Here is a 280-nt window from a genome sequence, read left to right as displayed (position 1 = left end):
ACGCAGGCAGGACGTGACAAGGCCCGCAGTGGCCGCAGGCGCCCTGCAAAACCCCATTTGGGGACTCTGCGGGCGCACCTCGGCCCTCATGGCGCTCTCGGCATGGGGTCATGGCTGACCAGCCAGACAAGACGCTTGGCGTTGTACGTCGCACACTTGAGCAGAATGGCCAGCTCATTGCGCGCCAGTGTCAGCGCCCGCACGCACTTGCCGCCAAGCTGCTCCAGCCCAGCGAACACATGCTCGCCCCGGGCTCGGATGCGGTTGATCGCCTTGTTGC

At 66.1% G+C, this 280-nt stretch carries 1 pseudogene; it reads right to left on the bottom strand.

Going from position 1 to position 280, the window contains the following annotated elements:
- Positions 1-86: 86 nt before the first annotated feature.
- A pseudogene (locus ABG80_RS23545) lies at positions 87-280 on the bottom strand (IS5 family transposase); the annotation flags it as partial.

Origin of the sequence: Aquabacterium parvum (assembly GCF_001447195.1) — a bacterium.
Taxonomy (GTDB): domain Bacteria; phylum Pseudomonadota; class Gammaproteobacteria; order Burkholderiales; family Burkholderiaceae_C; genus Aquabacterium; species Aquabacterium parvum.
This window is presented reverse-complemented; position numbering and strand designations above follow the sequence as displayed.